General features: G+C 65.9%; 20 protein-coding genes. 11 read left to right on the top strand and 9 right to left on the bottom strand.

Going from position 1 to position 20,516, the window contains the following annotated elements:
• Window positions 1–23 precede the first annotated feature (23 nt).
• Complete coding sequence (locus QMG28_RS07820; RefSeq protein ID WP_281841659.1) at window positions 24–1,337, top strand: M23 family metallopeptidase; 1,314 nt, start codon at window positions 24–26, stop codon at window positions 1,335–1,337.
• Window positions 1,327–1,824 carry a bactofilin family protein gene (locus tag QMG28_RS07825; protein WP_281841660.1) on the top strand — a complete coding sequence of 166 codons (498 nt, stop codon included), beginning with the start codon at window positions 1,327–1,329 and terminating at the stop codon, window positions 1,822–1,824. The genes QMG28_RS07820 and QMG28_RS07825 overlap by 11 nt, the downstream gene beginning before the upstream one ends.
• 75 nt (window positions 1,825–1,899) lie before the next feature.
• On the opposite strand, the gene QMG28_RS07830 is transcribed toward QMG28_RS07825, so the two are convergent.
• The 9 genes from QMG28_RS07830 to QMG28_RS07870 form a co-directional block, all read right to left on the bottom strand.
• Complete coding sequence (locus QMG28_RS07830) at window positions 1,900–2,700, bottom strand: DUF2189 domain-containing protein (RefSeq protein WP_281841661.1); 801 nt, start codon at window positions 2,698–2,700, stop codon at window positions 1,900–1,902.
• Between the two features lie 147 nt (window positions 2,701–2,847).
• Window positions 2,848–3,975, bottom strand: a complete 1,128-nt coding sequence (gene prfB / locus QMG28_RS07835) for a peptide chain release factor 2 (protein ID WP_281841662.1) — start codon at window positions 3,973–3,975, stop codon at window positions 2,848–2,850.
• Between the two features lie 56 nt (window positions 3,976–4,031).
• A complete protein-coding gene (locus tag QMG28_RS07840) occupies window positions 4,032–5,306 on the bottom strand; it encodes an Hsp70 family protein (protein ID WP_281841753.1) in 1,275 nt (424 codons plus the stop codon).
• A gap of 79 nt (window positions 5,307–5,385) precedes the next feature.
• Window positions 5,386–5,637, bottom strand: a complete 252-nt coding sequence (locus QMG28_RS07845; RefSeq protein WP_281841663.1) for a hypothetical protein — start codon at window positions 5,635–5,637, stop codon at window positions 5,386–5,388.
• A gap of 273 nt (window positions 5,638–5,910) precedes the next feature.
• A complete protein-coding gene (locus QMG28_RS07850; protein WP_281841664.1) occupies window positions 5,911–7,005 on the bottom strand; it encodes an ABC transporter ATP-binding protein in 1,095 nt (364 codons plus the stop codon).
• Window positions 7,006–7,017: 12 nt separating this feature from the next.
• A complete protein-coding gene (locus QMG28_RS07855) occupies window positions 7,018–8,688 on the bottom strand; it encodes an alpha-amylase family glycosyl hydrolase (protein ID WP_281841665.1) in 1,671 nt (556 codons plus the stop codon).
• Between the two features lie 7 nt (window positions 8,689–8,695).
• On the bottom strand, window positions 8,696–9,847 hold the full coding sequence (locus QMG28_RS07860; protein WP_281841666.1) for a carbohydrate ABC transporter permease: 1,152 nt from the start codon (window positions 9,845–9,847) through the stop codon (window positions 8,696–8,698).
• Between the two features lie 12 nt (window positions 9,848–9,859).
• The gene (locus QMG28_RS07865) at window positions 9,860–10,882 is read right to left on the bottom strand and encodes a carbohydrate ABC transporter permease (RefSeq protein WP_281841667.1); all 1,023 of its coding nucleotides are present in this window, start codon (window positions 10,880–10,882) and stop codon (window positions 9,860–9,862) included.
• A gap of 134 nt (window positions 10,883–11,016) precedes the next feature.
• Window positions 11,017–12,285, bottom strand: coding sequence for an ABC transporter substrate-binding protein (locus QMG28_RS07870; protein WP_281841668.1), 1,269 nt, complete (start codon window positions 12,283–12,285; stop codon window positions 11,017–11,019).
• A 271-nt stretch (window positions 12,286–12,556) separates the two neighbouring features.
• Between QMG28_RS07870 and QMG28_RS07875 the strand changes: the two genes are divergently transcribed.
• The 9 genes from QMG28_RS07875 to QMG28_RS07915 all read left to right on the top strand — a co-directional run bounded on the left by QMG28_RS07875 (window position 12,557) and on the right by QMG28_RS07915 (window position 20,516).
• Window positions 12,557–13,594 carry a substrate-binding domain-containing protein gene (locus QMG28_RS07875; RefSeq protein ID WP_281841669.1) on the top strand — a complete coding sequence of 346 codons (1,038 nt, stop codon included), beginning with the start codon at window positions 12,557–12,559 and terminating at the stop codon, window positions 13,592–13,594.
• A complete protein-coding gene (locus QMG28_RS07880; RefSeq protein ID WP_281841670.1) occupies window positions 13,591–14,922 on the top strand; it encodes a GH1 family beta-glucosidase in 1,332 nt (443 codons plus the stop codon). Before QMG28_RS07875 ends, QMG28_RS07880 begins: the two co-directional genes overlap by 4 nt.
• 2 nt (window positions 14,923–14,924) lie before the next feature.
• Window positions 14,925–15,902, top strand: coding sequence for a glucokinase (locus tag QMG28_RS07885; protein ID WP_281841671.1), 978 nt, complete (start codon window positions 14,925–14,927; stop codon window positions 15,900–15,902).
• Between the two features lie 114 nt (window positions 15,903–16,016).
• Complete coding sequence (locus QMG28_RS07890) at window positions 16,017–16,301, top strand: STAS domain-containing protein (RefSeq protein ID WP_281841754.1); 285 nt, start codon at window positions 16,017–16,019, stop codon at window positions 16,299–16,301.
• Complete coding sequence (locus QMG28_RS07895) at window positions 16,298–16,666, top strand: response regulator (protein WP_281841672.1); 369 nt, start codon at window positions 16,298–16,300, stop codon at window positions 16,664–16,666. The genes QMG28_RS07890 and QMG28_RS07895 overlap by 4 nt, the downstream gene beginning before the upstream one ends.
• A 4-nt stretch (window positions 16,667–16,670) precedes the next feature.
• Complete coding sequence (locus QMG28_RS07900) at window positions 16,671–18,749, top strand: chemotaxis protein CheA (RefSeq protein ID WP_281841673.1); 2,079 nt, start codon at window positions 16,671–16,673, stop codon at window positions 18,747–18,749.
• Window positions 18,746–19,225, top strand: a complete 480-nt coding sequence (locus QMG28_RS07905) for a chemotaxis protein CheW (RefSeq protein WP_281841674.1) — start codon at window positions 18,746–18,748, stop codon at window positions 19,223–19,225. The genes QMG28_RS07900 and QMG28_RS07905 overlap by 4 nt, the downstream gene beginning before the upstream one ends.
• Window positions 19,222–20,130: a CheR family methyltransferase gene (locus QMG28_RS07910; RefSeq protein ID WP_281841675.1), complete on the top strand. Its 909-nt coding sequence runs from the start codon at window positions 19,222–19,224 to the stop codon at window positions 20,128–20,130. Before QMG28_RS07905 ends, QMG28_RS07910 begins: the two co-directional genes overlap by 4 nt.
• Complete coding sequence (locus QMG28_RS07915) at window positions 20,130–20,516, top strand: response regulator (protein ID WP_281841676.1); 387 nt, start codon at window positions 20,130–20,132, stop codon at window positions 20,514–20,516. Before QMG28_RS07910 ends, QMG28_RS07915 begins: the two co-directional genes overlap by 1 nt.

The following is a 20,516-nucleotide window of genomic DNA, read 5'->3' on the forward strand; positions in this document are numbered from 1 at the left end:
ATGGGGCAAACGGAAATGAGCCATTGCTGAAAAGACTGGCACACACACTCGACCATAGACTTGAACGCAGATTTCCGGAGCAGCGCTTGTTTCTGCGCTCCGATGAGGGGACGCGGTTCATCACGCTCTCGCCGCTCACCCAGCTGATCGGCTGGGTCGGCAGTGCGGCCTTCGTTGCCTGGGCGATCATCGCCACCGCCGTTCTGCTGATGGATTCCATCGGCTCCGGCACCCTGCGCGACCAGGCGCAGCGTGAACAGAAGCTCTACGAGGAACGCCTGCAGGTGCTTGCCACCGAGCGGGATTCGCGCGCCGCCGAGGCCGCCGCCGCGCAGGGGCGTTTTGCGCTGGCGATGGATCAGATCTCGGTCATGCAGTCGGAGCTGCTCTCCTCCGAAGACCGCCGCAAGGAGCTTGAAACCGGGATCAACGTGATCCAGGCCACCCTGCGGCGCACGATGAACGACCGTGACGCCGCCCGCGCCGAGCTGGACACCATGATTGCCGAGGTCGATGGCGCCGATGGCGCCGCCCGCCCCGGGCTGCGCGATGACAGTTCCACCGTCTCCTTCCTCACCGCCGCGCTCGAAGCCACCGCCGCCGAGCGCGATGCGGCGCTGAGCACCGCCGCCGCCGCCGAGGATTATGCCGAGAACCTCGTTTTCGAACAGCGTCTGCGCGATGAGCGCAACGACCAGATCTTCCGCCAGCTCGAAGACGCGGTGACCGTTTCGCTGGAGCCGCTCGACAAGATGTTCGAGGCGGCGGGGATGTCGACGGATTCGATCCTCGACACGGTGCGGCGCGGCTATTCCGGCCAGGGCGGCCCGCTGATGCCGATGATCCTGTCGACCAAGGGCGAGGAGCCCGATGCCGATACGCTGCGCGCCAACGATATTCTCGGCGAGCTCGACCGGATGAACCTCTATCGCATCGCGGCGGAAAAACTGCCCTTCGCGATGCCGGTGAAAAGCTCGTTCCGCTACACCTCGGGCTTCGGCTACCGCTGGGGCCGGCTGCATGCGGGCACCGACATGGCCGGCCCGGTGGGCACGCCGATCTACGCCACCGCTGACGGGGTTGTGATCCATGCCGGCTGGCAGTCCGGCTATGGTCGCCTGATCAAGATCCGCCACGATTTCGGGGTCGAAACCCGCTACGGGCACCTGTCGGCCATCGGGGTGAAAGTTGGCGATAGGGTCTCGCGCGGCGAGCGGATCGGTGATATGGGAAATTCTGGCCGCTCGACCGGGCCGCACCTGCACTATGAGGTGCGCGTCGGCGGCAAAGCAATCGACCCGATGATATACATCAAGGCAGGACGCAATGTTTTCTAAAAGCAAGATCAACGAACCCGGGCCCAAAGCGGCCAGCGACAGCGCTCCCAAACCGTCGATGCCGGAAGCACCCAAACCTGCCGCAAGCTCGCCCGTTCCGGGCGCGGCCACCACGCCGAAAGCCAAGCCGCCGGCCTCGACCCTGTCGGCTGATCTCGTCGTCAAAGGCAACATGAAATCGACCGGCGACATCGTGATCGAAGGCACCGTCGAGGGCGATATCCGCGCCCATATGCTCACCGTCGGCGAAAGCGCCACGGTGAAGGGCGAAGTGGTGGCCGACGATGTGGTGGTCAATGGCCGGATCATCGGCCGTCTGCGCGGCCTCAAGGTGCGCCTCACCGCCACCGCCCGCGTCGAGGGCGACATCATCCACAAGACGATCGCGATCGAGAGCGGCGCCCATTTCGAAGGTTCGGTGCAGCGTCAGGACGATCCGCTCAGCACCACCGGCGGCAAGAAGCCGCTGCCGCTGCCGGAAAACTGATCCCGGGCCAAAGCGCCAAAGACGAAGGCCGCCCAAAGGGCGGCCTTTTTGTTTGTCCATTTCCCAGCGCCCCGGCTACGGCGCGGGCGCGTCGGCATAGCTCATCGTGCGCCGGTAAAGGTGCCAGGTGGCATGGCCCAGCACCGGCATCACCACGAACAGGCCGAGGAAGAACGGCAGCATCGCCGCGAAGGTGAGCACCGCGATGAGCAGGCCCCAGGCCAGCATCGGCACGAGATTGGCCATCACCGTCTGGAACGAATAGATCATCGCCGAGATGAAATCGAACTCCCGGTCAAGCAGCATCGGCAGCCCCATCACGGTGATCGCGAACAGCACGAAAGCCAGCCCTGCCCCCACCGCCGTGCCGAAGAGCAGCATCGAAATCCCGTTCTGGGTAAACAGCGTCGCCCCCCAATCGGTGGAAATGTTCGTCATCGGCATGAAGCCGAGGAACAGCGCAAAGATCATATGGGCGATGAACACCCAGAACAGGAAGATCACGATGATCACCGCCGCCATCGACGGGCATTGCCTGTCTTTCTGGCGGTAGACCACGCCGACGATCTGGCCAAACGGCAGATCGTCACCGCGCTCCAGCCGGCGGCTGACATCGTAAAGCCCCATCGCCAGAAACGGCGCGAGCAGGGGAAAGCCGAAGGCCAGCGGGATGATCGAATAGCTGCGTTCGAGCTGGTCGAGCTGGAAATAGATCAGGATACCGCCGATCACGAAAAAACTGGCGAAGAATATCCCGTGCAGCGGTGCGCGGACAAAGTCGTTGATGCCCGCCCGCAGGGCGGCACGAAGATCGGCGAAGGTCACCCGCCCGATCTGCGGCGGCGCGGAGGCCTCCGGCGTGGTTGCGTCTGTCATCGTTCTCCCGTCGTCTTTTGTCGCCGGCCCGTGGCGCAGGAGAAAGGTGCGTCAGAACGCCGCATCGGTCAAGCGATGCGGGCGCGCCCCGGTTTCTTTCTAGGAAACCGGGGCGAAGTCTTGGAAAGACTTCGCGTCTCCGGAAAATCAGCTCTCGCCGCTCGCCGCATCGCGGCCTTTGCCCGACATGCCGGCGGCCAGCGTTGCGCCCATCAGCCCGTCGAGATCGCCGTCGAGCACGCCGGCGGTGTCGGAGGTCTCGAACCCCGTGCGCAGATCCTTCACCATCTGGTAGGGCTGCAGCACATAGGAGCGGATCTGGTTGCCCCAGCCCGCCTCGCCCTTGGCCTCGTGGGCGGCGTTGATCGCCTCGTTGCGCTTGTCGAGTTCCATCTGGTAGAGCCGCGATTTCAGCGCCTTCATGGCGATATCGCGGTTCTGGTGCTGCGATTTCTCCGACGAGGTCACCACGATCCCGGTCGGGATATGGGTGATCCGCACCGCCGAGTCAGTGGTGTTGACGTGCTGGCCGCCGGCACCGGAAGAACGGTAGGTGTCAATCCGGATATCGTTGGGCTTGACGTCGATCTCGATATTGTCGTCCACCACCGGATAGACCCAGACCGACGAGAACGAGGTATGCCGCCGCGCTGCTGAATCGTAGGGCGAGATCCGCACCAGCCGGTGCACGCCGCTTTCGGATTTCAGCCAGCCATAGGCGTTGTAGCCCGAAATCCGGTAGGTGGCCGACTTGATGCCCGCCTCGTCGCCCGGCGTGGTGCTTTCCAGCTCCACCTTGTAGCCATGCGCCTCGGCCCAGCGGACATACATCCGCGCCAGCATCGAGGCCCAGTCGCAGCTTTCGGTGCCCCCTGCCCCGGAATGCACTTCGAGGAAGGTGTCGTTGGCATCGGCCTCGCCATCGAGCAGCGCTTCCAGCTCGGCGGCGGCGGATTTCTCGCGCAGCGCCTTCAGCGCCGCCTCGGCCTCGGCCACCACCTCGGCATCGTCCTCCATCTCGCCCATCTCGATAAGCTCGACATTGTCGCTCAACTCCTGCGCCATGTCGCGGTAGCCATCGACGGCGTCGACCAGCGATTGCCGGTCGCGCATGAGCTTTTGCGCCCGTTCCGGATCGTTCCACAGATCGGGGTCTTCGGTCATGGCGTTGAGCTCCTCGATCCGGTGATCGGCGCTTTCCATGCCGATCCGCTTTTCGAGCAGTTCAAGCGAGGCCCTGATCGCCTCGACCACCTTTTCCGTTTCCGCGCGCATGATCGCTCTGCCTTGTTCCTGGTCTCGCAGGGATGTATCGCTCCGCGCCGCCCGGTTCAAGCGGCGTGAACCGGCGTGCCGATCTCTTGCCCGATCGCCAGCGCCAGCCCGTCCACCACGGCGGTGAACGCCTCGGCCCGGGCCACCCGCGCGCCGGGGCAGACCTGCAGCGCCGCCCGCCCGACCAGCGCCATCAGGCTGGAGCCGCCGACCAGCACCACCGTGCCCACGTCATTGCCGCCGACCCCGGCCTGCGCCAGCGCCGCGGCCATCGCCTCAACCAGCCCGCCCGTTTGCTCCGCCAGCGTGGCATCCAGCGCCGCCGGGCTCAGCGGCGCGGCAAGGCCCGGCGCGATCATCTCCATCCGGATCGCCGCATCGCCGGCGCCGCCATTGGCCGCGATCTTGCCCGCCTCGACGGCGAAGGCCAGCTCGTGGCCCAGTTCGTGCTCGATACAGGCGGCGAGCCGCGCCATCGCCTCCGGGTCGAGCGCACGCTTCTGCATCTCGGCCACGGCGCGGCGGGTCTCGCCGGTATAGAGAAACGGGATGCGCGCCCATGTGGCCAGATCGGCATAGATCGCGTTGGGCACCGGCAGCGCGCCGGGCCCGAAATCGCGCCGCAGGCTGCCGCCCTGCCCCAGCAGCGGCATGGCATGGGCGAGCGACAGCGCCCGGTCGAAATCCGTGCCGCCGAGGCGGATGCCGTGGCTTGCAATGATCTCCAGCGCCGCGCCCGGCCCGCCGTGCCGAAACAGGGTGAAATCCGAGGTGCCGCCACCGATATCCACGATCATCCCGAGCGCGCCGGGCACACCCGGCCCGGCGCTGGCCAGCGCCGCCGCTTCAGGTTCCAGCACGAAGCGCAGCCCCTCGAAGCCGGCGGCACGATAGCAGGCGGCAAGGTCGTCCGCCGCCTTTGCGTCGCGCGCGGCATCGGCAGAGTGGAAATGCACGGGCCGCCCGGCTACGGCATGGCGCAGGGAGCGGCCGGTGCGCGCCTCGGCCCGGTGCTTCACCTCGGCCAGAAAAGCGGTGACGATTTCGGCCAGCGTGCGCCGCCGCCCGCCGATCAGCCGTTCTTCATGAAACAGCGGCGTGCCCAGCACGCTTTTCAGCGCCCGCATGTAGCGCCCCTCGATCCCGCCGGTCAGCGCCGCGCCCGCCGCCGCCCCGATCTGCATCGGTCCGCCATCGGCAGGGAAAAACACCGCCGTGGGCAGGGTCGGCGCGCCGTCTTCGAGCGGCACGGGGCGCACAGCGCCGCCATCGAGCAGCGCCGCAGCCGAGTTCGACGTGCCGAAATCGACGGCAAGCGTCTGAGACAGAATGTCAGGCATGGATGGCCCCCGGCTTTTGGAAAGACCCCGGAGCTACCGTTTTGGCGTCGCTGATGCAAGCGCCGAAGGGTCAGGCGCCCGCCGCGCCGCCCTCCGGGTCGGACCCGTGGAAATGGCCGCGCAACTCGTTGAGCAGCGCGTCGCTGGCCGCGACGATATTTTCAGCCACGGCGGGCAGCCCTTCCTGGGTGGCGTAGAGGTGAAGCTGGCGCAATACGTCGAGCATCCAGATATGGCGCTGGACAACGTCCTTCGGCAGTGGCGTGCCGTCCAGTGCCGGGTGGTTGCGAATGGCCGCGGGTCCGCGGGGTTTATCGGTCATGTCTTTCTCCTGCGCCGAAACGCCTGTGTCGATCAGTTTGGGATAGTCGGACACAAGGCTCATAATCGTGATGCGCTGTGCCGCTGCGGCGTGGTCTATGGGTTTTTGACCTTTTGGTCAATTCCGCAGAGGAAGACCCGACATGCAGAACAGGAATAGCTCGCCCGAACAGGCATCAGCCTGGGCGAAAAGTTGCCGGACACCTCGCAAACAAGCAAAAAACCGCCCCCCGGTCCGGGGGACGGTCAGACAGGGCACGGCAGAAAAGGCCCCTCAGCGGGTGCGCAGGCTCTTGCCCTCGTGGAAGATCTGCACTTTCGACGGGTCCGCGGTGAGCTGCACGGTCTGTCCGCGCAGATCGTCATGGATGCCGGGCAGCTTGGCGATCAGCGGATCGCGGCCATGCTCGGCCTTGAAGTAAAGGATGGTCACTTCGCCAAGCGCCTCGATGTAATCGACCGTGCCATCGACCAGCACCGTATCCCCTGCCCCGGCAATGCGCAGATCCTCGGGCCGCACGCCGGCGTTTACCGCCCAGCCCTTCTCGGCGGCCTGCGTCTCGACATCGGCAACGGCATGGCCCTCATGGGCGAGGTCGATCTCGGTCATCTTGCCGGTTTTCACGATCTCGCCGGGGATCAGGTTCATCGCCGGCGAGCCGATGAACTGCGCCACGAACTCGTTGTCGGGCCGCTCGTAAAGATCGAGCGGGCTGCCCATCTGGGCGATGCCCTTATCGGCCAGCACCACGATCTTGTCGGCCAGCGTCATCGCCTCCACCTGGTCATGGGTGACGTAGATCATCGTGCTTTCCGGCATCGCTTCCTTCAGCTCGGCGATCTGGATGCGGGTGGCGACGCGCAAGGCCGCGTCGAGGTTCGAGAGCGGCTCGTCGAACAGATAGACCTTCGGGTCGCGCACGATGGCGCGGCCGATGGCGACGCGCTGGCGCTGGCCGCCCGACAGCGCCTTCGGCAGCCGGTCGAGATAGTCGGTGAGTTGCAGGATGTCCGCCGCGCGGCGCACCGCCTTGTCGATCTCGGATTTCGACTTCTTGGCGATCTTCAGCGCGAAGGCCATGTTGTCGTAGACCGTCATATGCGGATAAAGCGCGTAGGACTGGAACACCATGGCGATGCCGCGCTGGGAGGGGGGCACATCGTTCATCACCATGCCGTCGATCTCCAGCGTTCCCGCCGTGATCTTTTCCAGCCCGGCAATCATCCGCAGAAGCGTGGACTTGCCGCAGCCGGACGGGCCGACAAAGACGATGAGCTCGCCCTTGCTGATATCCATGTCGATACCCTTGAGCACCTCGACCTTGCCGCCATAGGTCTTGCCGACATTCCTCAGTTTCAGGTCTGCCATCTCTCCCTCCCCTTATCCCCGCGCGCGCCTGCGCAGCATGATGCATGGCTGCCAATGCGCCAGGTGCAGCTTACCGTCCGCGCCCGGCTGGGCGCTGTTGAGTTCCATTCCGGCCGGCTGCCAGCCCGCGCCTTGCGGCGGAGCGATCGTCTCCGGCTCCTCGCCCATATTGAGCGCGAAGAACAGCTCCTCGCCCTCGTGGCGGCGGATGAAGGACAGCACATGCCCCTTCACCGCGATCTCTTCGATCGTGCCTTTCATCAGGCAGGGATGGGCGTGGCGGAAGGCGATCACCTTGCGGTAATGGTGGATCAGCGCCGCCGGATCGTCCTCGGACGACGCAACGGCAAGGCCCAGATGCTCGCTCGCCACCGGCAGCCAGGTGCGCGGCGAGGTCGAGAAGCCACCCGAAAGGTTGTCACGGTCCCAGACCATCGGCGTGCGGCAACCGTCGCGGCCCTTGAACTCGGGCCAGAACTCGATGCCGTAGGGGTCTTGCAGGTCTTCATAGGCAACATGCGCCTCTGGCAGCCCCAGCTCCTCACCCTGATAGATGCAGGCCGAGCCGTGCAGGAACATCATCAGCGTGGCAAAGCCGCGCTGCGCCGGCGGCGTCAGATCCCAGCGGGTGGTGTGGCGCACCACGTCGTGGTTGGAGAAGGCCCAGGTGGCCCAGCCATCGGGCGCCACCTCCTCGAACCGCGCCATCACCTCGGATATGCGCGATGCTGTCGGGCGCTGGCCCGACAGAAGCTCGAAGGCGTAGCACATCTGCATGAGGTCGTCGCCGGCGGTGTATTGGCCGAGAATTTCCAGCCCACGCTGCGCATCGCCCACCTCGCCCACGGCAGCGGCGTTGTAGGGCTTCATCACGGCGCGCAGTTTACGCAGGAAATCAACGTTTTCCGGGCGGTTCTTGTCATAGAGGTGATCCTGCCAGTTATAGGGGTTCACCTCGGGCGCAATCGTGGCATTGCGCGCCTCCGGCGCCAGCGCCGGGTTGTCGCGCAGTTCCGCATCGCAGAAGTAGAAGTTGATCGTGTCGAGCCGGAAGCCGTCCACCCCCCGCTCCAGCCAGAACCGCGCCACGTCGAGCAGCGCCGCCTGCACCGCCGGTTCGTGAAAGTTGAGATCCGGCTGCGAGGTCAGGAAGTTGTGCATGTAATACTGCATCCGCCCGCCATCCCATTGCCAGGCGGGGCCGCCGAAGATGCTGAGCCAGTTGTTGGGAGGCGTGCCATCGGGCTTTGGATCGGCCCAGACATACCAGTTGGCGCGGGCATTCTCGCGCGAGGCCCGGCTCTCCCTGAACCACGGATGCTGGTCGGAGGTGTGGCTGAGCACGAGGTCGATCATCACCTTCAGGCCGAGCGCATGGGCGGTTTCCACCACGGCGTCGAAATCGGCGAGCGAGCCGAACATCGGGTCGACATCGCAGTAATCCGACACGTCATAGCCGAAATCCTTCATCGGCGAGGTGAAGAACGGGCTGATCCAGATCGCGTCCACCCCGAGCGAGGCGATATAGGGCAGCCGCTGGACGATGCCGAGCAGATCGCCCACCCCGTCGCCGTTCGAATCCTGATAGGAGCGTGGATAAATCTGGTAGATCACCGCGCCCCGCCACCAATCGGGGTCTTTCGCCAGATGTGTCATCTTTGGCGCATCCTCTTGAATTGTCATTCCTGCCTCACTTCACCGATCCGGCCAGCAGGCCACGCACCAGGTAGCGCTGCATCGAGAAGAACACGATGAGCGGCACCGCAATCGAGACGAAGGCCGCGGTGGCGAGGATTTCCCAGTTGCCGCCGCGCGTGCCCAGAAGCTCGACGATCTGGTTGGTCATCACCGTGGTCTCGCCGGTCGCGTCGATCAGGAAGACCTTGGCGACGAGCAGGTCGTTCCAGGTCCACAGGAACTGGAAGATCGCAAAGCTGGCCAGTGCCGGGAAGCTGAGCGGCAGGATGATCCGGGTGAAGATCTGAAAGTCGGTCGCGCCGTCCACCTTTGCGTTCTCGATGATGTCGCGCGGCAGGCCGACCATGTAGTTGCGCAGCAGATAGACGGCGAGTGGTAACCCGAACCCGGTATGCGCCATCCAGGTGCCGAGATAGCCCTTGCCGATCCCGATGCCGAGATGGAATTTCAGCAGTGGAATGAGCGCGAGCTGCAGTGGCACCACGAGCAGGCCGACGATGGCCGCGATCAGCAGCCCCCGGCCGGGAAAATCCATCCAGGCCAGCGCATAGGCCGCGAAGGCGGCGATGGCGATGGGAATGATCGTGGCGGGAATGGTGACCGTCAGCGTGTTGAAGAAGGCGTTGGCCATCCCGTCGGTGGTCGAGCCGGAAAACAGCACCCTGTTATAGTTGGCGGTGGTGAATTCCGGCGGCGTCGTCGCGGTGACGAAGATGCGCTGACCGCGGCCGCTGAGCTGGTCGGCATTGCCGGTCCAGACATAGGCGCCGTCGGCCTGCACGGTCAGGGTTTCGCCGTCGCCCAGATCGGCGGTTTCGCCCGGCACATAGGCCGAGATCTCGCGCGAGGAGATGCCCCAGGCGCTGATCTCGGCGCTGTGGCCGGCCTCGAACAGCTGGCCCTCGACGACGTAGACCCCAGCGCGCTCGACACGGTTGCCCTCAGGGTCGTCGGCGCGCAGCACAAGGTTCTGCTCCGAGGGAAACAGCGCCTTCCACCAGCCGGATGTGGCGATCTGGTCGGCGGTGCGGAAGGACGAGATGAAAAGCCCGAGCGTTGGCATGATCCACAGCAGCGCGAGCGCGATCACCGAGATGTTGACGGCCCAGGTCAGCGAGGATTTCGTACCGGCGATATTGTCCATGATCCCGCCCCCTCAGCGCATTTCTTTGCGCGCGTTGCGCACGTTCCAGACAAGGATCGGCAGCACCAGCAGCATGATCACCATGGCGCTGGCCGAACCCACGCCCCAATCGCCGGCGCGGAACAGCTTGTCATACATGTAATTGGCGAGCACCTGCGTCTCCCATTGCCCGTTGGTCATGGCGAAGACGATATCGAAGACCTTGAGCACGGTGAGCGTGATCGTCGTCCAGACCACGAGGATGGTGCCGGCAATCTGCGGCACCTTGATCCTGAAGAAGATCTGGAACGGGTTGGCGCCGTCGACGATGGCGGCTTCGATGGTCTCTTCGGGAATGCCGCGCAGGGCGGCCGAGAGGATCACCATGGCAAAGCCGGTCTGAATCCAGATCAGCACGATCATCAGGAAGAAGTTGTTCCAGAACGGCACCGTCAGCCAGGTCTGCGGATCGCCGCCGAGCGATACGACAAGGGCGTTCAGAATGCCGATCTGCTCCTGCTCGATGGGCCGGAAATCGTAGACCAGCTTCCAGATCACCGAGGCGCCGACGAAGCTGATCGCCATCGGCATGAAGATGATCGACTTGGCGATGCTGCCCCAGCTCAGCCGGTCGGTGAGCTGGGCCACCAACAGGCCGAACACGGTCGACATGGCCGGCACCACGAGCAGCCAGAAAAAGTTGTTGCGCACCGCCTCCCAGAATTTCGGCTCGTTCATCATCTGGGCGTAATTCGCGCCGCCCACCCATTCATAGGTATAGGCGCCGCCGCCACCGGGGATCGGCACCCGGTCGGTGAGGCTGAGGCGCAGCGTTTCGAACACCGGATAGGCCAGGTAAAGGCCAAGCGCGAGCAAAGCGGGCAGCAGGAAAAGCCAGGGCCGTATCATGTTGGCCCGGTTGATGTTCTTGCCGATATCCTTGCCACGCGCGGGGAACAGCACCTTGTCGAGAAACTGGTTCGACAACCAGAAATATCCCAGACAGCCACCGACGCCGAGAACGATGGTGATCAGCCCCTGAAATGCCGGATGCATGATGTCCTCCCCCCTGAATTCGTTGTCGCTATCAGCCTAGCCATGCTTTGGCCCGGCTGGCAATTCTTGTCTTGTGGGGTGAAAAGCCCGGGCGCGCGGCCCGGACCTTTCGCTGTCATCCGTGCGGGAGCACCTTACTTGATCGCGTCCCAGCTGGCCTGGATTTCGTCGGCCACCGCCTGCGCATCCTTGCCGCCGGTATAGTCGACCATGCCGGTCCAGAACGAACCCGCGCCCACCGCGCCCGGCATCAGGTCGGAGCCGTCAAACCGGAAGGTGGTGGCGGAGAGCAGAATCTCGTTCATCTTGCGCAGCGTCGGATCGCCGAAGGCATCGGGGTTCACGCCCGTATGCGGGGTGAGGAAGCCTTTGCGGGCCATCCAGGTCTCATGCGCCAGCGGGGTTTCCAGGAAGGCGATGAGCTCATGCGCGGCCGGGCTGTCATTGGTGATCGCCCAGGTCGTGCCGGCGCCGAGCACCGGGGTGCCGAGATCCTTGTCGGCATAGGCCGGGAAGTAGAAGAAATCCACGTCCTCACCCACGGCCGTGCCTTCCGGGAAGAAGGCGGGGATGAACGAGGCCATGCGATGCATGTAGCATTGCGGCGGCGACGAGAAGAGGCCCTTCGGGCTGTCGCGGAAATCGGTCGTGGCGACCGCGCCGGCGCCACCGGAGACGAAGGCGTCATTGCGGGCGAACCAGCCGAATTCCTCGATCGCGGCAACCACGCGCTCATCGTTGAACGGCATCTCGTTCGACACCCACTGGTCATAGACTTCCGGCGGCTGGGTGCGCAGCATCAGGTCTTCCACCCAGTCGGTGGCCGGCCAGCCGGTGGCCGCGCCGGAGCCGAGGCCGATGCACCACGGGGTGCCGCCATCGGCCACGATCTGCTCGCTGAGCGCCTTGAGCTCTTCCATCGACTGCGGGATCTCGTAGCCGGCATCCTCGAAGTTCTCCGGGATGTACCAGACCAGCGACTTCACGTCGTTCTTGTAGGGGAAGCCGTAGAAGGCTTCACTGCCATCTGGGCCTGTATAGGTGCCAAGCGCCACCCAGGACGGCCCGGCGGCATAGTTTTCGCTGACCCAGTCGGCCACGTCCTGCCCCAGCGGGGTCAGGAAGCCGCGCGCTGCCATGTCGGATGCGAGGCCCGGCTGCGGGAAGGCCGCGACATTGGCCGCGGAGCCGGCTTCAAGGTCGACCACGATCTGCTGTTCGAAGCTGTCGGAGCCGACATAGCGCACGTCATGGCCCGACTGTTCGGCGAAGACCGCGAGCACCGCTTCCACGTTTTCCTGGTCCGGCCCGAGCCAGGGGCCGAAGACGGTGAGCTGCTCGGCCATCGCCATGCCGGTCGAAAGCGCAAGCACCGCGGCGCCGGTAAACAGAGTCTGTTTCATGATATCCGTATCCTCCCAGATGCGCGCCAGGATTGGCGCCTGAAACAATCCAGCACGTCTGGGGAAAGCCGTCGACTCACCCCAAAGCGCTTTGGACGCGGCCAAAGTCGCGCATGGACAGGCCCCCTGTCAATGATCATCCGGTGATTGCAGAAAATATACGCAGTTTTTTAGTATAGTTGATGAATTCCTAGGGTTTCTTTTGACAGTCGGAGAGAATCCGCACTAGTCTCACGCCACCTTCAAAGCGGTTTGAAATATTCCGGTTGCAATGAAACTCAAAGAGCTCTCAGAGCTGTTGCATTTGTCGCAGACCACGGTGAGCCGGGCGCTGAACGGCTACCCGGAGGTTTCCGAGGCGACGCGCAAGCGCGTTCAGGCCGCCGCCGCCGCCCATGGCTACCGGCCCAATATTCGTGCCCGCTCGCTGGCGACCGGACGGGCGCTGGCGATCGGCCATGTCATCCCGCTCACCTCGAAGCACGAGATGGTCAACCCGATCTTCGCCGATTTCATCGCCGGCGCGGGCGAGGTCTATTCGGCGCGCGGCTACGACATGCTGTTATCGCTCGTTGCAGACGAGGAACAGGAGCACGCCTATCGCGAATTGAAGACGAAGGGCGCGGTCGACGGGCTGATCATTCATGCCCCGCGCACCGGCGACCGGCGTATCCATCTGCTCAACGAGATCGGCCTGCCCTTCGTCGTCCATGGCCGCGCCACCGATGCCGACGAGCCCTATTGCTGGGTCGATATGAACAACACCCATGCCTTCCGCCGCGCCACCGATCTGCTGCTCGATCTCGGCCACCGCCGGATCGCGCTGGTGAACGGGCTTGAGAGCATGGATTTCGCGCAGCGCCGCCGCGCCGGGTTCGAAGAGGCCCATGCCGCGCGCGGCCTTGCCCCCGACCCTGCCCTGATGTCGTCCGACGAGATGACCGAGGGCTATGGCCACGATACCGCCCGCGCCCTGCTCGCCGCCGATGCGCCGCCCACCGCCTTTCTCGTCTCGTCGATCATCACCGCCATCGGCGTGCGCCGCGCCATCGAGGAGCTGGGCCTGCGGATGGGGCGCGACGTGTCGGTCATCACCCATGACGACGATCTGAGCTATCTGCAGAACCGGGCCGATGTGCCGGTCTTCACCGCCACCCGCTCGTCGGTGCGCGATGCCGGGCGGCGCGCCGCCTCGATGCTGCTCGACCGGATCGAAAATCCCGGCGCCGAGCCCTGCCAGGAATTGTTCGAGGCCGAGCTGCTCCTCGGCCAGTCCACCGGCCCCCTGTTGGAAAGCCCTCCGAAATGACCTTCACATTCAAACGCACCGATCTGCCGGACGGGTTCCTGTTCGGCACCGCCACCTCCGCCTACCAGATCGAGGGCCATCGCTTCGGCGGCGCGGGCGAAACCCATTGGGACAGCTTCGCCGCCACGCCCGGCAACGTGGTCAATGCCGAGACCGGCGCGGTGGGCTGCGATTCCTACCACCGCTGGGGCGAAGACCTCGACCTGGTGGCCGGCGCCAATCTCGACGTCTACCGCTTCTCGACAAGCTGGGCCCGGGTGCTGCCGGAGGGGCGCGGCGCACCCAACCCCGAGGGCCTCGATTATTACGACCGGCTGGTCGACGGGATGCTGGAACGCGGGCTGAAACCCGCCGCCACGCTCTACCATTGGGAACTGCCCTCACCGCTCTCCGATCTCGGCGGCTGGCGCAACCGCGACATTGCCGGCTGGTTCGGCGATTTCGCCGAGGTCATCATGGGCCGGATCGGCGACCGGGTCTGGTCGGCCGCGCCGATCAACGAGCCCTGGTGCGTGAGCTGGCTCAGCCATTTCCTCGGCCAGCACGCGCCGGGCCTGCGCGACATCCGCGCCGCCGCCCGCGCCATGCATCATGTGATGCTGGCCCATGGCACCGCCATCGGCGCGATGCGCGGGCTGGGGATGAAAAACCTCGGCGCTGTGTGCAATTTCGAATATGCGCAAGCGCTGGATGACAGCCCGGAAGCGCGCAATGTTACAAAGACTTACGACGCGATCTACAACCAGTTTTTCCTCTCCGGCATGTTCCGGGGCCGCTATCCGCAGGAGGTGATCGACGGTCTCGGCGCCTATCTGCCCAAAGGCTGGGAAGACGATATGGCGCTGATCTCGCAGCCCGTCGACTGGTGCGGGATCAACTACTATACCCGCAAGCTGATCGGCCCCGCGCCCGGCCCCTGGCCGGCGCTGGCCGAACATGAAGGACCGCTGCCAAAGACCGATATGGGCTGGGAAATCTACCCCGAGGGGCTAGAGCATTTCCTCACCATGGTGGCGCGCGACTTCACCGGAGATCTGCCGATCTACGTGACCGAGAACGGTATGGCCGCCCCCGATATTCTGACCGATGGCGCGGTGCGGGACGATGACCGGATCGCCTATATCGACGCGCATGTCGCCGCGCTGCGCCGCGCGCTCGATGCCGGCGTGCCCGTCAAAGGCTATTTCGTCTGGTCACTGCTCGACAATTACGAATGGGCGCTCGGCTACGGCAAACGCTTCGGCCTCGTCCATGTCGACTTCGACAGCCTTGAACGCACCCCCAAGGCCTCGTATCAGGCCCTCAAAGCCGCGCTTGCCCGGAGCTGATCATGGTCACTGGCCCCGCCGACACCTATTCGCTGCTCGCCGATATCGGCGGCACGAACACCCGCGTGGCCCTGGCGCGCGGCACCGAGCTGCTGCCCGATACGATCCGCAAATACCGCAACGCCGATTATCCGGGGCTTGAGACGGTGCTCAGCACCTTTCTCGCCGAAGAAGGCAATCCCGATTGCGCCGGGGCTTGCGTGGCCGCCGCCGGCCCGGTGCGCGACGGGGTGGCGACGCTGACCAACCTCGACTGGACGATCGACGGCGAAACCGTCGCCCGCGCCGCCCATGCCGAAACGGTGGCTGTGCTGAACGATCTGCAGGCCCAGGGCCATGCGCTCGGCCATCTCGCCCCCGAGGCGCTGACCACCATCCTCGACGGCCCCGATGCCGGGCCGCAGGCGGCCAAGCTGGTGATCGGCCTAGGCACCGGCTTCAACTGCGCCCCGGTCTACGAAACGCCGGGCGGGCGCTACGTGCCCCCGGCCGAGGCGGGCCACGCCAATCTGCCGATCCGCACCGAGGCGGAGCTGGAACTGTGCCGCGAGCTGGAAAACGTCCACGGCTTTCCCTCCGTCGAAGAGGTGCTGTCGGGCCGCGGCCTCGTTCACACCTATGCCTGGCTGGCGCGCCGGGCGGGCAACCCGCGCGAGGTGACCAGCGCCGGGATCTTCGCCGCTGCCGAGTCGGGCAGCGATCCGGTGGCCGAAGAGACGCTGCGCCTCTTCGTCAAGATGTTCGGCACCGTCACCGGCAACCTCTCTCTGATCCACCTGCCCTTTGGCGGGATTTTCCTTATCGGCGGCATGGCGCGCGCCGTCACCCCCTGGCTCGGGCCCCTCGGCTATGGCGAGGCGATGCGCGACAAGGGCCGCTTTTCAGGCTTCATGAAGAATTTCCCCGTCTACGTGATCGAAGACGACTACGCCGCGCTGACCGGCTGCGCCCATCACCTGGCCGCCCGGCTCGCGCGATAAAAAACCGGATCGCGTAAGGCAATCTTAACACCCCCTGCCGTATGCCGGATGCAACGGACGGCAACAGGGGGCTGAGGTGGCTCATTCCATTCACAAACTGGCCGGGTGCGGCGCATGACGGCGCAGGTGCTCCGGCTGGATCCCCGGCTCGATCTGCGCAGTGCCGCGCCGCTGGCGCAAGCGCTGCTCGCAGCCCGTGGCGCTGATCTCGATCTCGATGCCGCCGGGGTGACGCTGCTCGGCGCGCTGCCCTTGCAAGCGATCCGCGCCGCTGCCCGAAGCTGGGCCGCGGACGGCCATCGCCTCACCCTCGTCAACGCCTCAGACGATCTGGCGGATCAACTCGCGCTCCTCGGCTTCACCGCCGCGACCGTCACGCAATGGGAGGTGTTGCCATGACCCTGCAGGTGCTCGCGGTGGATGACAGCCGCACGATGCGCGACATGGTCCGCCTGGCGCTGACCGGCGCGGGCTTTGGCACCCATCTTGCCGAAGACGGGCTCGATGCGCTCGGCAAGCTCGACGAGATCGCGCCGCCCGATGCCATCATCACCGATATCAACATGCCCCGGCTCGACGGATTCGGGCTTATCGAGGCGGTGCGCGCCCGCGACGCGCTGCGCGCTGTGCCGATCCTCGTGCTCACCACCGAGAGCGCCGACGGGATGAAGGCACGCGCCCGCGCCGCCGGCGCCACCGGCTGGATCGTCAAACCGTTCCAGCCGAGCCAGCTCGTGCGCGCGCTGCGCATGGTCACGGGGTAGGCACATGTCGGACCCGATGGCCGAAATCCGCGCCTCCTTCTTCATTGAATGCGAGGAACTGCTCGAAGCGCTGCAGGACGGGCTGCAGACGATGCTCGATGGCACACACGATGGCGAGACGGTCAATACCGTTTTCCGCGCCGTCCATTCGATCAAGGGTGGCGCCGGGGCCTTCGGGCTCGACGATCTGGTGAGCTTCGCCCACAGCTTCGAAACCGCGCTCGACGCGCTGCGCGCCGGCACGCTCGCACTCGGCGATGCGGCGCTGAAAACCTTCTTTCAGGGGGCCGATGTGCTTTCCGACCTGGTGCGCGAGGCCCGCGATGGCACCGCGCACGACCCGGCCGGCAGCGGCCCGGTTCTGGCCGCCCTCGACATGCTGATCGGTGCCGCCGCCGTGGATGGCCGCGCCGACGATGCGATGGACTTCCAGCCCGCGATGATCGCGCTCGATCTCGATTTGGGCGATGATGCCACCGCGGCGGAGCACCTTTACCGCATCCGATTCCGGCCCGCAGCGATGCTCTATGCCAGCGGCAACGAGCCGCTGCACCTGTTGCGCGCCCTGCGTGAGCTCGGGCCGGTCCGGACCCGCTGTATCGAAGACGATCTGCCGCCGCTCGACGCGCTCGATCCCGAACAAGCCTGTCTGGCCTGGGATATCGAGCTTGCGGCCGCGGCGGGCGAGGCCGATATCCGCGAGGTTTTCGAGTTCGTCGACGGGCTGTGCGATCTGGAGATCCACGAAGATGAGAGCATGCCCGCGGCCACTCCCCCGCCCGATCTCACGGCGCTCACGCCGCCCGCTGCGCCGGAACAAACGACCGGGGCTGGCCCCGCCATGTCCGCCACGCCAACCACGCCACGCGCCACGGTGCGCGTCGATCTCGACCGGATCGACAGGCTGGTCAACCTCGTGGGCGAAATCGTCATCAACCAGGCGATGCTGAGCCAGAGTGTCGAGGCGGCGGGCCTGCCGCCGAACTCGCCGGTACGCAGCGGGCTGGAAGAGTTTCTCCAGCTCACCCGCGACATTCAGGACAGCGTGATGATGATCCGCGCCCAACCGGTCAAATCGCTGTTTCAGCGGATGAGCCGGATCGTGCGTGAAGCCTCCGCCGCCATCGGCAAAGAGGTTCGCCTGCATACCGAGGGCGAGGCCACCGAGATCGACAAGACCGTTATCGAACGCCTCGCCGATCCGCTCACCCATATGATCCGCAACGCCGTCGATCACGGACTGGAACAGGCCGAAGCCCGCAGCGCCGCCGGCAAACCGCGCGAGGGGGATATCTTTCTGAGCGCATTCCATCGCTCCGGGCGGGTGGTGATCGAGCTGCGCGACGATGGCGCCGGCATCGACCGCGACAAGGTGTTTCGCAAGGCTGTCGAGCGCGGGCTGATCGAGGCCGAGGCGCGGCTCAGCGATGGCGAGATCGACAACCTGCTGTTTCTGCCTGGCTTTTCCACCGCCGACGCGATCTCGGCCCTGTCCGGGCGTGGCGTTGGCATGGATGTGGTGCGCACCGCCATCCAGGCGCTTGGTGGACGGATTTCGATCGCGTCGGAGCGGGGCCAGGGCACCACGTTCACGATCTCCCTGCCGCTCACCCTGGCGGTGCTCGATGGCATGGTGATCACCGTCGCCGGCGAAACGCTCGTCGTCCCGCTCAGCGCCATTCACGAAACCCTCGCGGTCACGCAGGCCGAGCTGCGCGCCTTCGGCCCCGCCACCCAGCTCATCGCCCTGCGCGAACGGTTCGTGCCGCTCCTCGATCTCGGCGCCGAGCTGGGCTACCGCACGCCGCTTGACGATTATGCCGGTAGCGCGGTGCTGGTGATCGGGCGGGAAGACGGCAGCACCGCCGCCCTTGCCGTCGACACGATCGAAGACCAGCGCCAGGTGGTGATCAAGGGCTTGCAGGACAGCTATGGCCGCGTGCCGGGCATCGCCGCCGCCACCATCCTCGGCGACGGCCAGATCGCGCTGATCCTCGACCCCCTCGATCTGATCTCCACCGCGACGGGCCGCACCCGGCCTGCCGCCGCCCTTGTGCCCGCGATGACAGGAACCGCCCTATGACCGATGCCATCCCCACCGCCGCTCCGGACCGCACCGGCGCGGAAATCGAGCTTCTGTCCTTTGTCGTCGGCGGGCAGGATTACTGCGTCGATATCATGTCGGTGCGCGAGATCCGCGGTGGCGCGCGGGCCACGCCGCTGCCGCATGCGCCACCCTATATGCGCGGCGTGATCAATCTGCGCGGCACCGTCCTGCCGATCATGGATCTCGCGGCCCGGCTCGACCTCGGCCACGAGGCGGAGACCGGGCGCAACGTGATCATCGTCGTCGCCATCGGCGGCCGTACCATGGGCCTTGTGGTCGATGCGGTCTCCGATATCCTGTCGGTCGCCGGACAGGCGCTGCAAACCCCGCCAGATCTTCCGGCCGACAATGCCCGCAGCTTCGTCTCGGCCCTCACCATCGTGGAGGAGCGGATGATCCGCGTGCTCGATCTCACCGCCTTGCTGCCGCCCGCCGGCGAGGCGGCGGCGTGAGCCTGCTGCCGTCGACGCCGCCCGGCAAGGCGCCGCCCGCCTCCGGGCTGCATGGCCCCGAACTCGATGCCGCCTCGTTCCGCCGCATCGCCGCCATCGCCCACCGCGAGGCCGGGCTCTACATCGCGCCTGCCAAGGCAGCGATGGTGCGCACCCGCCTCGCCCGCCGGCTGCGTGCCCTCGCCCTGCCCGGCTTCGCCGCCTATTGCGATATGGTCGAGGGCGCCGGAGGACTGGCCGAACGCGGCGCGATGATCTCGGCGCTCACCACCAACGTGTCGCACTTCTTCCGCGAGGCGCACCATTTCGATATCCTGCGCGAGCGCCTTCTGCCGCACCTGGCCGACAAGGTGCGCGCCGGCGGGCGCGTGCGGATCTGGTCCGCCGGTTGCTCCAACGGGCAGGAACCCTATTCGATCGCCGCGAGCCTCAAAGATGCCGGCCTTTCCGCCACGCAGGACGTGCGCATTCTCGGCACCGATATCGACCCGGGCGTCATCGCCCATGCCCGGCGGGGGCGCTACCCTGCGCATATGATGACGGGGCTCTCCGACGACATGCGCGCGCGCCATTTCTCTCCCGCTCCCGGCGGCTGGCAGGTCTCGCCCGATCTCGCCGCCCTTGTCAGCTTCCGCACCCTCAACCTGCTTGACGACTGGCCGATGCGCGGGGCGTTCGACGCCATCTTCTGCCGCAACGTGGTGATCTATTTCGACGCCGAGACCCAGGCCCGCCTCTGGCCACGCTTTGCACACCACCTGGCGCCGGAAGGCTGGCTGTTTCTCGGCCATTCGGAGCGGGTATCGCCCGCGGCGCAGGCTCATTTCACCAGTCGCGGCCTGACCAGCTACCAGCGCGCGGGCGCCATCCCGGCGCCCGCCAGACCTGAAGGGAGGCTTGCCTGATGCCCCTGCGCGACCAGATCCGGATCATCGTGGTCGATGACATGTCGACCAGCCGCGGCCTTATCACCCAGGCGCTTGACGGGTTCGGCGTGCGCCAGGTCGAAACCGCGCCCGATGGCCCCTCGGCACTGGCCAAGATCGCGCGCTGGCCCGTCCATCTGGTGATTTCGGACATGAACATGCCGGGCATGAACGGGCTACAGCTTTTGCACGCGCTGCGCAGCGGCGCCGCGACACGCGGTGTCGGGTTTCTGCTGATCACCGGCCGCGCCGACCGGCAGATCGTGGATACGGGAAAGCGGTTGGGGATGAACAACTTCCTGGCCAAGCCGTTCCAGCCCGCCGATCTGCGCGGCGCGATCGAAGCCGTCGTGGGCCGCCTGTAA

It is taken from the genome of Sinisalibacter aestuarii (genome assembly GCF_027923545.1).
Classification (GTDB): domain Bacteria; phylum Pseudomonadota; class Alphaproteobacteria; order Rhodobacterales; family Rhodobacteraceae; genus Sinisalibacter; species Sinisalibacter aestuarii.

What these genes read in the sequence shown, in the direction of transcription:
- QMG28_RS07900 (WP_281841673.1), top strand. Translation starts at nt 16,671, where the DNA reads ATGTCGGACCCGATGGCCGAAATCCGCGCCTCCTTCTTCATTGAATGC.
- QMG28_RS07895 (WP_281841672.1), top strand. Translation starts at nt 16,298, where the DNA reads ATGACCCTGCAGGTGCTCGCGGTGGATGACAGCCGCACGATGCGCGAC.
- QMG28_RS07905 (WP_281841674.1), top strand. Translation starts at nt 18,746, where the DNA reads ATGACCGATGCCATCCCCACCGCCGCTCCGGACCGCACCGGCGCGGAA.
- QMG28_RS07830 (WP_281841661.1), bottom strand. Translation starts at nt 2,700, where the DNA reads ATGACAGACGCAACCACGCCGGAGGCCTCCGCGCCGCCGCAGATCGGG.
- QMG28_RS07885 (WP_281841671.1), top strand. Translation starts at nt 14,925, where the DNA reads ATGGTCACTGGCCCCGCCGACACCTATTCGCTGCTCGCCGATATCGGC.
- QMG28_RS07850 (WP_281841664.1), bottom strand. Translation starts at nt 7,005, where the DNA reads ATGGCAGACCTGAAACTGAGGAATGTCGGCAAGACCTATGGCGGCAAG.
- QMG28_RS07890 (WP_281841754.1), top strand. Translation starts at nt 16,017, where the DNA reads ATGACGGCGCAGGTGCTCCGGCTGGATCCCCGGCTCGATCTGCGCAGT.
- QMG28_RS07860 (WP_281841666.1), bottom strand. Translation starts at nt 9,847, where the DNA reads ATGGACAATATCGCCGGTACGAAATCCTCGCTGACCTGGGCCGTCAAC.
- QMG28_RS07855 (WP_281841665.1), bottom strand. Translation starts at nt 8,688, where the DNA reads ATGACAATTCAAGAGGATGCGCCAAAGATGACACATCTGGCGAAAGAC.
- QMG28_RS07880 (WP_281841670.1), top strand. Translation starts at nt 13,591, where the DNA reads ATGACCTTCACATTCAAACGCACCGATCTGCCGGACGGGTTCCTGTTC.
- QMG28_RS07825 (WP_281841660.1), top strand. Translation starts at nt 1,327, where the DNA reads ATGTTTTCTAAAAGCAAGATCAACGAACCCGGGCCCAAAGCGGCCAGC.
- QMG28_RS07865 (WP_281841667.1), bottom strand. Translation starts at nt 10,882, where the DNA reads ATGCATCCGGCATTTCAGGGGCTGATCACCATCGTTCTCGGCGTCGGT.
- QMG28_RS07875 (WP_281841669.1), top strand. Translation starts at nt 12,557, where the DNA reads ATGAAACTCAAAGAGCTCTCAGAGCTGTTGCATTTGTCGCAGACCACG.
- QMG28_RS07845 (WP_281841663.1), bottom strand. Translation starts at nt 5,637, where the DNA reads ATGACCGATAAACCCCGCGGACCCGCGGCCATTCGCAACCACCCGGCA.
- prfB (WP_281841662.1), bottom strand. Translation starts at nt 3,975, where the DNA reads ATGCGCGCGGAAACGGAAAAGGTGGTCGAGGCGATCAGGGCCTCGCTT.
- QMG28_RS07915 (WP_281841676.1), top strand. Translation starts at nt 20,130, where the DNA reads ATGCCCCTGCGCGACCAGATCCGGATCATCGTGGTCGATGACATGTCG.
- QMG28_RS07870 (WP_281841668.1), bottom strand. Translation starts at nt 12,285, where the DNA reads ATGAAACAGACTCTGTTTACCGGCGCCGCGGTGCTTGCGCTTTCGACC.